The sequence below is a fragment of the Micromonospora sp. NPDC003776 genome (genome assembly GCF_053605645.1).
This window is the reverse complement of sequence record NZ_JBSGJR010000250.1, coordinates 1-9,313: the sequence shown is the minus strand read 5'-3', so window position 1 is coordinate 9,313 and position 9,313 is coordinate 1. Positions and strand designations below refer to the sequence as shown.

General features: G+C 72.7%; 8 protein-coding genes. 1 reads left to right on the top strand and 7 read right to left on the bottom strand.

Annotation, left to right across the window (positions count from 1 at the left end; genetic code table 11):
• The 3 genes from ACWEVO_RS20260 to ACWEVO_RS20250 all read right to left on the bottom strand — a co-directional run.
• The coding region (locus ACWEVO_RS20260; protein WP_452309080.1) for a cysteine hydrolase family protein at positions 1–484 on the bottom strand (484 nt) is incomplete at its 3' end.
• On the bottom strand, positions 481–1,908 hold the full coding sequence (locus ACWEVO_RS20255) for an MFS transporter (RefSeq protein ID WP_452309079.1): 1,428 nt from the start codon (positions 1,906–1,908) through the stop codon (positions 481–483). The genes ACWEVO_RS20255 and ACWEVO_RS20260, both read right to left, overlap by 4 nt.
• Positions 1,905–2,366 (bottom strand): MarR family winged helix-turn-helix transcriptional regulator, encoded by a 462-nt coding sequence (locus ACWEVO_RS20250; protein WP_452309078.1) that lies wholly within the window; start codon positions 2,364–2,366, stop codon positions 1,905–1,907. The genes ACWEVO_RS20255 and ACWEVO_RS20250 overlap by 4 nt, the downstream gene beginning before the upstream one ends.
• Positions 2,367–2,562: 196 nt before the next feature.
• Between ACWEVO_RS20250 and ACWEVO_RS20245 the strand changes: the two genes are divergently transcribed.
• Positions 2,563–3,585: an ion transporter gene (locus ACWEVO_RS20245; protein ID WP_452309077.1), complete on the top strand. Its 1,023-nt coding sequence runs from the start codon at positions 2,563–2,565 to the stop codon at positions 3,583–3,585.
• Here the strand turns inward: ACWEVO_RS20245 and ACWEVO_RS20240 are convergent.
• The 4 genes from ACWEVO_RS20240 to ACWEVO_RS20225 form a co-directional block, all read right to left on the bottom strand.
• A complete protein-coding gene (locus ACWEVO_RS20240; RefSeq protein ID WP_452309076.1) occupies positions 3,469–4,992 on the bottom strand; it encodes an LPXTG cell wall anchor domain-containing protein in 1,524 nt (507 codons plus the stop codon). The genes ACWEVO_RS20245 and ACWEVO_RS20240 overlap by 117 nt on opposite strands.
• Positions 4,993–5,083: 91 nt before the next feature.
• A complete protein-coding gene (locus ACWEVO_RS20235; RefSeq protein ID WP_452309075.1) occupies positions 5,084–6,109 on the bottom strand; it encodes a glycosyltransferase family 2 protein in 1,026 nt (341 codons plus the stop codon).
• 18 nt (positions 6,110–6,127) lie between these two features.
• Positions 6,128–7,912: a hypothetical protein gene (locus ACWEVO_RS20230; RefSeq protein ID WP_452309074.1), complete on the bottom strand. Its 1,785-nt coding sequence runs from the start codon at positions 7,910–7,912 to the stop codon at positions 6,128–6,130.
• A 113-nt stretch (positions 7,913–8,025) separates the two neighbouring features.
• Positions 8,026–9,225, bottom strand: a complete 1,200-nt coding sequence (locus tag ACWEVO_RS20225) for a trans-sulfuration enzyme family protein (protein ID WP_452309073.1) — start codon at positions 9,223–9,225, stop codon at positions 8,026–8,028.
• Between the last annotated feature and the right edge of the window lie 88 nt (positions 9,226–9,313).

Here is a 9,313-nt window from a genome sequence, read left to right as displayed (position 1 = left end):
CGGCGCAGCCGTCGGCGAGGACCACCACCTGGTAGTCGCGGTCGGCGGCCTCCCGGACGGTCGAGAGCACCACCCCGCTGGTGCTCCAGCCGGCCAGCACCAGCGTGTCGACGCCGCGGGCCCGCAGCTGCTGGTCCAGGTCGGTGGTGGAGAAGGCGCCCACCCGGGACTTGCGGACCACGATGTCGCCCGGCTGCGGCGCGAGGTCGCCGTGCACCTGCGTACCGGGGGCGTCGGCGTGCAGGGCCGGCCCCAGCTGCCCCGCCAGCACCGCGAAGCGGCTGTGCCCGGGCACCCGCGCGTAGTCCTCGTCGGCGAGGGCGACCCGGACGTAGCCGACCTGACCGCCGTGGCGGCGGACCACGTCGATGGCGGTCCGGACCCGGTCCAGCTGGGCGGCGGCGTCGGGGATCCGTGCGACGAGCAGCGGCTGGTAGTCCATCGCCAGCAGCGCGGTGCGAGCCGGGTCGAGGGTGAGGGTCATGCGTGCTCCTCCGGGAGTGGACGTTCGGGGTGGTCTGACCGGGGCCGGGTTCCCACCCGGCGCAGGCCGCCGTCCAGCACGGTGAGCGCCAGCAGCGCGACGGCGCCGGCGAGAAGGAACCAGGCCAGCTCGTGCAGGCCCGCGGTGCTGGCGCGGGGCCCGAAGAAGGCGCCGCTGGCTGCGGCGGCGCCGATCGCGCCGAGGTAGGCGAAGGTGCGCAGCAGCCCGGCCGACGAGGCGATCCGCGCGGGGTCCGCCTGGTGGTAGACGGCGTTCTGGTTGCCGAGGCTGAGCAGCCCCTGCGGGATCCCGAAGCACACCACCAGCAGCACCAGGAACCACACCGGGGTACGGCCACCGACCACGAGCAGCAGGGCGCAGCCGACCGCCTGCAGCGCCGCGCCGACGACCAGCTTGGCCTTGATCTCCGGGCGGCGGCCGGTGACCGCGGAGGCCAGCAGGGCCGATCCGCTGAGCGGGAGCAGGAGAAGGCCGGCCTGGGCGGGCGACAGCCCACGGCCGTCCTGGAGCCACTGCGAGACGCCGTAGAGGACCGCGTACATGGTCAGGCCGGCGAGCAGTTGGCGGGCGTAGGTGGCGACCAGGGCGAGGTTGCCACCCAGCACGCGCAGGTCGATGAAGGGCGCCGGCGTGCGGCGCTCGCGGAGCACGAAGCCGGCGCCGGCGACCACGGTGACGGCGAGCAGCCAGAGGTCGGCGGCCGCCGGCTCCATGAGGAACAGCAGGAGCGCGCCGAGCGTCACGGCGAAGAGGGTGATGCCCGGCGCGTCGAGGGCCACCGGCTCACGGGCGGCCGCCGGCCGCTGCCGCGGCATCCATCGCCAGCCGACCGCGAACGCGGCGAGGGCGAGCGGGACGTTGACCGCGAAGGTTGCCCGCCAGCCGCCGAGGCCGATCAACAGGCCGCCCAGCGTCGGGCCGACGACCGCGACGGTCTGGCTCGACACCGCCAGCACCGTGAGCACCCCGCTGGGGCTGTCCCGGCCGGTCCGGCGTGCCTCGGCGCGGATCAGGTACATCGCGGCCGGGTAGCCGGCGCAGGTGCCCAGCCCGAGCAGGACCCGCGCTGCGACCAGAACGGGCAGGTCGGCGGCGAGCGCGCCGAGGGCGCCGGCGACGCCGACCAGCACCGTGCCGGTGAGGAAGAGCCGTCGCGGTCCGTGCACGTCGACCAGCCGGCCCGCCACCGGCTGCCCGATGGCGGTGGCCAGGTAGAGCGCGGAGACCAGCCAGACGGTCTGGGACGTCGGGACGTCCAGTGCCCGCCCGATCGGGACGAGCGCGACCGCGATGATCGAGGTGTTGATCGGGTTCAGCACCGCGCCGAGGACCATGGGCGCGATCAGCCGGCGGTCGAAGTCGGCCGTTGCGTTCCGGGGTGCCGGCCTGGTGGCGGCGGTCATCGCAACGTCGCCCGCTCCACCAGGGCGAGCGCCCGGATGACGGTGTCCAGTTCGGCGGCGTTGAGCTCCTTCTGCAGTGCCGTCGCCAGCCATTCGTCGCGCAGGCGGCGGGTGTCACTGATCCAGGCGCGGCCCGCGTCGCTGAGCGCGAGGCGCTGCCGGCGTGCGTCATCGGGATCGGGGTCGCGGCGGACCAGGCCGCGGTCGACGAGCACGGCCACCGTGGCGGCCATCGACTGGGGGCGCACCCGCTCGACCGCCGCCAGCTCGCTTGCGGTCGTCGGCCCGCTCTCCTCGAGTCGCTTCAGAACGGAGGTCTGCGACGGGCTGAGCCCGTCCTCCGCCCGAAGTCCACGCAGGCGCCGACGCAGCCGGCTGAAGACGACGACGAGGTCGCGGGCGGCGACGAGCGCGCGGTCGCCGGTCGCGCCACGGGTCGGGTCGGGGATGCCGGTCACAACTCCCAGCCTAGATAGTCAGTCTGAACTGACAAGTTCAGGCTGACTAATTTATGTGTGGCCCCGGTCACCAGGTCGCCCCCCGGTGTGGCGTCGTGGGGCTTCAGGGTGCGCCGGGGCTCCCTTAGGCTGACCTCATGATCCATTCGCAGCCGCGTCGCCCCGCCCTCGCCGCGGGCCATGCGGGAGTGGCGCGGTGAGCAGGCAGCCGGTGCCGCGTCAGCGACGCGTACCGTCCCCCTCGCGGCTGTCGATCCGGTGTGCGCGGATCGAGCGGTCGCGTGGGTTCGAGGTGGCCATCGTCATCGTCATCGGCCTGAACGCGGTGGTGCTCGGGATCGAGACCTATCCGCACCCGGGGTCGTTGGGCGCCCTGCTGCGCACCCTCGAGTGGTTCTTCCGGGCGGTGTTCGTCAGCGAGATCGCGATCCGGGTGCTGGCCCACGGCAACCGGCCCCAGGACTTCTTCCGGCACGGCTGGAACGTGTTCGACTTCGCGGTGATCGCCGCGGCGTTCATCCCCGGCCTGCACGGCGAGTCGCCGGCCCTGCGGGTGATCCGCATCGCCCGGGTGCTGCGGCTGGTGCGCTTCTCGCCCGGTCTGCGCACCATCGTGACGGCCCTGCTGCGCAGCCTCCCCGGCGTCGCGGGATTCCTCGCCCTCGCCCTGGTGACCCTGTACGTGTACGGCATGGCCGGCTGGCTCATCTTCGCCGACTCGGATCCCGAGCGGTACGGCACGATCGGCCGGGCCGCCCTGACCCTGTTCGTGCTGCTCTCCCTGGAGACGCTGCCCGACCTGATCGAGCAGGGCATGGCCCTGTCGCCGTGGACCCTCGTCTACTACGTCAGTTTCGTGCTCATCACCGCCAACCTGCTGGTCAACATCCTCATCGCGGTGATCGTCAACTCGATGGAGGAGGCCCGCCGGCTGGAGATGACCGAGGCGATGGCGGCGGACGAGGACGGCGACGGCGTACCGGACGACATCGACCGGATCATCATCAGCCAGCGGCTGGACGATCTGCGGGCGCTGGTGTCCGAGTTGGAGCGCGACCTGCGGGTCGACCGGGGGTCGACCGGTCGGCGGAGCCCGCTCCCGTCAAGCGACGAACCGGGTCCGCCGGCGTCTGGCGACCAGCAGGCCACCGGCGCCGGCCACGAGCAGCAGTCCGCCGATGCCGGCGATCATGCCGGTCGAGGAACCGGTGATCGGTAGGCTCTCGCCGCCGCCCTGGCCGGACGTCCGGGGCGTGATGGTGATCGCGGCGATGTCGTTGGCCTTCTTCGGATCGCCGTCGAGGCGTACCTTGACCACACCCGATGTCGCGCTGGGGAGCTTGTCGACGCGCAGCGTGAACCGGTACTCGGACCGCTCGCCCCTGGCGAGGTCGCCCGTGGGCAGACAGGCGTACGTCTCGTAGCCCGGCTTGCCCAGGAGGTCCGCCGTGTCCCACGACCCGCCCTCCGAGTACGGGGCGCACTTGTCCGACACGGTCACCGTCGTGGTGCCCCCCGGTATCTGGACCACCACGAGGGGCAGCTTCACGTACGACGGCCAGGCCTCGAAGAACGCCGGGCCGAGATTCCGCACCCCGAACCTCACCTCGACCTTGTCGCCGACCTCCGCGGTCCCGGTCCAGCCCGCGGCCGCCAGGTCCGCCGGGTTGTCGCCGGTGACCCGGATGGAGAACTCGGTGGAGCTGCCTCCCCGCACGTGGGTCTGCGGCACGTGGGCACGCTGCCCCGGGTCCTCGACCAGGCGCAGGTCGGTGCCGGTGCCCGGCTTGCCGGGCGGCACCGGGGAGTCCGGGTTCTGCTCGACCAGCGCCCAGTCGTCCGTCGTCCACCAGTCGAGGAAGTTGCCGATCAGGCTGCTGGTACGGGCCGACCCGTCGAGGTGGACCGGCAGTGGCGCGGAGAGCCGGTAGGCCGTGTCGGGTTGCAGGTCGGTGTCGAAGCGGCAGACGACGGGTGCGCCGCCACCGGAGGTGCAGTTGCGGAAGGTGCCGAGGTAGGGGCTCAGCCGGTGCGGCCGGAACACCAGCACCGCGCCGTGGGTCGTGGTCGGGCCGGTGTTGCGGACGGTGCCGACGAGGCCCACCGTGGTGCCGGGCTCGCCGTCGGTGATGTCCTCCAACGGGGCTTCCAGCCCGACACCCTCGGCGATGGTGACGGCGATCGTACGGTGAGCGGTGCTGCCGGCGTACCTGACGGTGATGACCAGGTTGCCCGTCTCGCCCACCGGGGCGCCCACCTCGCCCGTCAGCAGGAAGGGCATGCTGAAACCGATGTCCCGCTTCACCGGGCCGTCGCAGTGCAGCGTCTCGCCGGTCTTTTCGCAGCCCATCCCCGCCGGGAAAGGTGCCCCCGGGTCGGGTCCCACGGTGGCCAGTCCGTGGAGCTTCGACGCATCGAGGTCGACGCTGAACGTCCCGTCCTCGGGCCGCTTCCCGTCCAGGGTGATGTCGAGCCCAGTGAACTTCGAGTAGCCGGGCGCCACCTGCGTGTCGGTGGCCAGGATCCGGAGTTCGCCGGCGGCGACGGCGGGGACGGGGGAGCCGGCGACGAGCGCGGCCCCGACGCCGAGCACGGCCAGCCAGCGCCGGGTGGAGTGCCGGAACATCAGCGGATTCCCTTCGCCGGTGAGCAGATGGATCGGGTGAATGGTAGGACGCCGGGGAGCGTCCAGGTCACCCCGATCGATCGACCGGTGTTCACCGGCCGGCGGCGGGCGAGCCGTCCCCGGTGCGTCCCCGCTCGTGCTCTCCGGTGCGGGGGTTCCCGATCACCAGCCGGTTTTGGACCGCGCGGTGGGGATCCGGCGTTTCCGTCTCCTGGACCAGGTAGTGCGGCCGGCGTTTCGTCTCGTAGTAGATCCGACCGATGTACTCCCCGATCACGCCGAGGATCATCATCTGGATCCCCCCGAGACCGATCACGCTGACGATGATGGTGGTGTAGCCGGGGACGTCGATGCCCTTCTCGACGGCGTCGGCCACCACCCAGGCCATGTACCCGACGGCGATCAGGGTGAGGAACAGGCCGCCGTAGATGGCCAGGCGCAGCGGCCGGTTGTTGAACGACAGCAGGCCGTCGAACGCGTAGTTGAACAGCTTGCCGAACGTCCACCGGCTCCGGCCCGCCTGGCGGCTCTCGTTGCGGTGCGCGACCACCACCGTCCGGAACCCGATCCAGGAGAACAACCCCTTGGAGAACCGGTTGTACTCGGGCATCGCCAGGATCGCGTCCACGGCGAGCCGGGACAGCAGCCGGAAGTCGCCCGCCCCGTCCTGCAGCCGTACGTCGATCCACCAGTTGACCAGGCGGTAGAACGACCGCGAGGCGAGCATCCGCAGGAACCGGTCACCGTGCCGGTCCCGGCGGGCGATCACCTGGTCGAACCCCTGCCGGTACAGGGTCACCATCTCCGGCAGCAGCCGCGGCGGGTGCTGCAGGTCGGCGTCCATGATGACGACGGCGTCGCCGGTGGCCCGTTCCAGCCCGGCCAGCATGGCCGCCTCCTTGCCGAAGTTCCGGCTCAGCGACGTGTAGCGCACGGACGGGTCGCCGCCGGCGAGCCGGCGCAACGCCACCAGGGTGCCGTCGTCGCTGCCGTCGTCGACGTACACCACCTCGACCTCGACGTCGGGCAGTTCCGCCAGCGCCTCGGTCACCGCCGTGTGCAGCCGCTCCACGGACGCTTCCTCGTTGAAGCAGGGCACCACCACCGACAACCGCATCGTCGTCACCCCGTCCGGTCAGAGGTGGTAGACCAGCACGCCATCGAGGTCCTCCCGGATGATGCCCAGCCCGTCGAGCGGCCGGGTCGCGATGCCCTCCCACGGCGTGCCGGCGACCCGGTCGGGCAGGGCCACCACCGACCGCACCCCGATGCCGCGCAGGTACGCGACGCTGCTCGCGTCGGGGAAGGACGCCGTCGCGGCGCGGGTCTGTGCCTGGGTGGCGGGCTCGAAGCCGGCCAGCCCGTTGGTCACCCGGGGGAACCCGTCGGTCGTCCACAGCATGTAGAGCAGGTCGCCGGTGCCGCCCGCGGGCAGCAGCAGGACGGGCTCGTCGGCCGTACGCATCGCGGCCGGTGGCGGCGGCACCACCGGGTGGGGGGTGCGGTTGACCCCCTCCAGGGTGACCAGGGCCAGCGGCACCAGCAGGACTACCGGCGCGAGGACCCGCGGCCAGCCCCGGGCCGTCGGTCGTCGCAGCGACTCGGCGAACACCGTCACCAGCCCGGCCGCCAGCACCGCCAGCAGCAGGCTGGTCCAGTGCATCATCCGCCCCGGCGTGCGCAGCGCGTCCCATCCCGGCAGGTGCTTCGAGAGCGTCAGGTAGCCGGGGTCCCCGTCGCCGCCGAGGGTTGCCCCCAGCCCGAGCAGGACCGTGCCGAGGACGCCGAGCCCCAACGCGACCCGGTACCGGACCGGGTACACCGAGACGAACAGCCCCGCCATGGCCAGGCCGAGCAGCATCATCCCGGGCAGCAACGCCATCTCCGGCGGCCAGGACAGTTGTTGCCGCGCCGCCGCGTGCGCGTCGCCCCACAACCACGAGTCGGCCGGGGCGGTGACGAAGCCGCGCAGGGGTGGGGAGAACATCACGGTCCAGTCCAGGGTGCGCCGACCCTGCGGGTTGAGGTCGACGACCTTCAGGTAGACCAGCCCGAGCAGCAGGGTCACCGCCCCGAAGGCGAGCCCACCGGCCAGGTCCGCGGCCAGCAACCGGCGGCCGAACGCCGCCCGCTCCCGCCGCCGCCACCACGACCAGCCGTAGCCGGCGGCCGCCACCAGCGCCGCGGCGAGCAGGAAGTAGACCAGCGGCAGCCCGATGCCGAAGCCCAGGGTGACCTGCCAGGCGGCGACCAGCCAGCCTGCCAGCGCCCAGCCCGGCCGGCGCCGCTCCGGCCGGTATCCGTGCCGCAGGGACCAGCCGTGACCGCGGGCCAGCATGGCCAGGCACAGCGCGATCCCGCCGCTGGACAGGATGTTCAGGTGGCCGGCGTGGGCCAGCCGCCACGGCGCGTACGCCCACGCCACCCCGGCGACCGCGCTGCCCCACCGGCCGGCCCCGAGCTGGCGGGTCAGCGCGTACGCCCCGACGAACGCGAGGGCGTGCACCAGCATGTAGGTGACGTTGTAGCGGATCAGCGCGGCCTCGAAGCCGGAGCCGAGCATCCCGAGCGGGGCGTAGCCGAGCAGGGTGTCGCTGTAGGCGTAGGTCCAGCGCTCGGGATAGAAGGTGTTCGAGTGCCAGAGGCCGGTCGGGTCGGTGAGCATGGCGTGCCCCGCCCAGGCCATCTGCCACGCCTGCAGTGTCGGATCACCGAGGTCGCCGGGGACGGTGCTGGCGGGGTGCCGCAGCGTCGGCCAGGTCAGCACAGCGGCCAGCAGGAGACCGCCGAACGCGGCCAACGTCCATTCGTGACGCAGCCAGCGCAACCGAATCCACCCGCGGCGGTTCGGGGCGGCGGGGAACTCGCTGGGGTCGGCGGTCCCGGCGGTCGGCCGGGCGTCGGTGGAGCCGGTGGTCATAGTGATTGATAATGGTCGATCGGGGTCGGCTTGTCGATCAGCGGTCCGAACTCTGGGCTCGGACCGTCGATCGACATCGAGCCAGACTAATCAACAAAGTTGTGGATGTAAACTTACTGCGTGTGTTCGGCGGCCGGGCCCGGGTCGGCCGCCTCGTCCGCCGCCCTCAGAAAGTCGTCCACCAGGTCCGCCGTGTCCTCGATCCCCGTGGAGACGCGGACCAGCCCGTCCCCGATCCCGGTGGCCGCCAACTGCGCCGCGTCCACGATGCCCGCCCACATCGACCGCGGGTGCACCACCAGCGTGCTGACGCTGCCCAGGCTGGCCGCCCGCTTGGCCAGCCGCAGCCCGCCCAGCAGCGCGGCGGCCCCGGCCCGGCCCGCCCGCAGGTCGACGCTGAGCACCCCGCCGAAGCCCGTCATCTGCCGGCGGGCCAACTCGTGCTGCGAATGCGACGGCAGTCCCGGATAGCGGACCCGGGCCACCGCGGGGTGCCCCTCCAGGGCCCGGGCCAGGGCGAGCGCGTTGGCGTTGTGCCGCTCCACCCGCAGCGGCAGCGTACGGATGCCGCGCAGCAGCAGCCAGGCGTCCACCGGCCCGAGCGTGCTGCCGGTGACGATCGAGGTCTGCCACACCCGCTCGACCAGCGCGGTGGAGCCGACCACCACCCCGGCCGACACGTCCGAGTGGCCGCCGAGGAACTTGGTGCCGCTGTGCCAGACCAGGTCCGCCCCGGCGGCCATCGGGCGCTGGTTGACCGGCGTGGCGAAGGTGTTGTCGACCACCACCAGCGCGCCGGCCGCATGGGCGATCTCCGCCACCGCGGCCAGGTCGGTCAGCTCCAGCAGAGGGTTGCTCGGTGTCTCCACCAGCACCAGGCGGGTCCCGGGCCGCAGCGCGCGGGCGAACGCGTCGGTGTCGGTCTGGTCGACCTGGGTGCAGGTGACCCCGAAGCGCGGCAACAGTCCGGTGGCGAGCGAGGTGGTGCCGCCGTACGTGCTGCGCTGCACCACCACGTGGTCCCCGGCCGAGAGCAGGGCCAACGCGATGGTGCTGATCGCGCCCATCCCCGACGCGGTGACCAGGCCGGTCTCCGCGCCCTCCAGTTCGGCCACCACGGCGGCCACCTGCCGGTGGTTCGGGTTGCCGTAGCGGGTGTAGAAGGCGCTGCCCCGCGGCTCGGTGGCGATCGCGGTGAAGTGCTCGTCGGACTCGGCGCTGAAGGTCGCGCTCTGCACGATCGGCGGGGACACCGCCGTACCGGGGGTCAGGCCGTCGTCGCCGTGCACCGCGGTGGTGCCGAAGCCGGTCACAGGTTTCTCCGGCGAGGGCGGGGCGCTGGTCAACGGCATCAACGGCCTGCCGCACATCCCGCCCGGCACCAAGCGGCGCGCCAGCGAC

Coding starts and splice junctions, on each gene's coding strand:
- ACWEVO_RS20255 (WP_452309079.1), bottom strand. CDS start 1,908: ATGACCGCCGCCACCAGGCCGGCACCCCGGAACGCAACGGCCGACTTC.
- ACWEVO_RS20230 (WP_452309074.1), bottom strand. CDS start 7,912: ATGACCACCGGCTCCACCGACGCCCGGCCGACCGCCGGGACCGCCGAC.
- ACWEVO_RS20240 (WP_452309076.1), bottom strand. CDS start 4,992: ATGTTCCGGCACTCCACCCGGCGCTGGCTGGCCGTGCTCGGCGTCGGG.
- ACWEVO_RS20235 (WP_452309075.1), bottom strand. CDS start 6,109: ATGCGGTTGTCGGTGGTGGTGCCCTGCTTCAACGAGGAAGCGTCCGTG.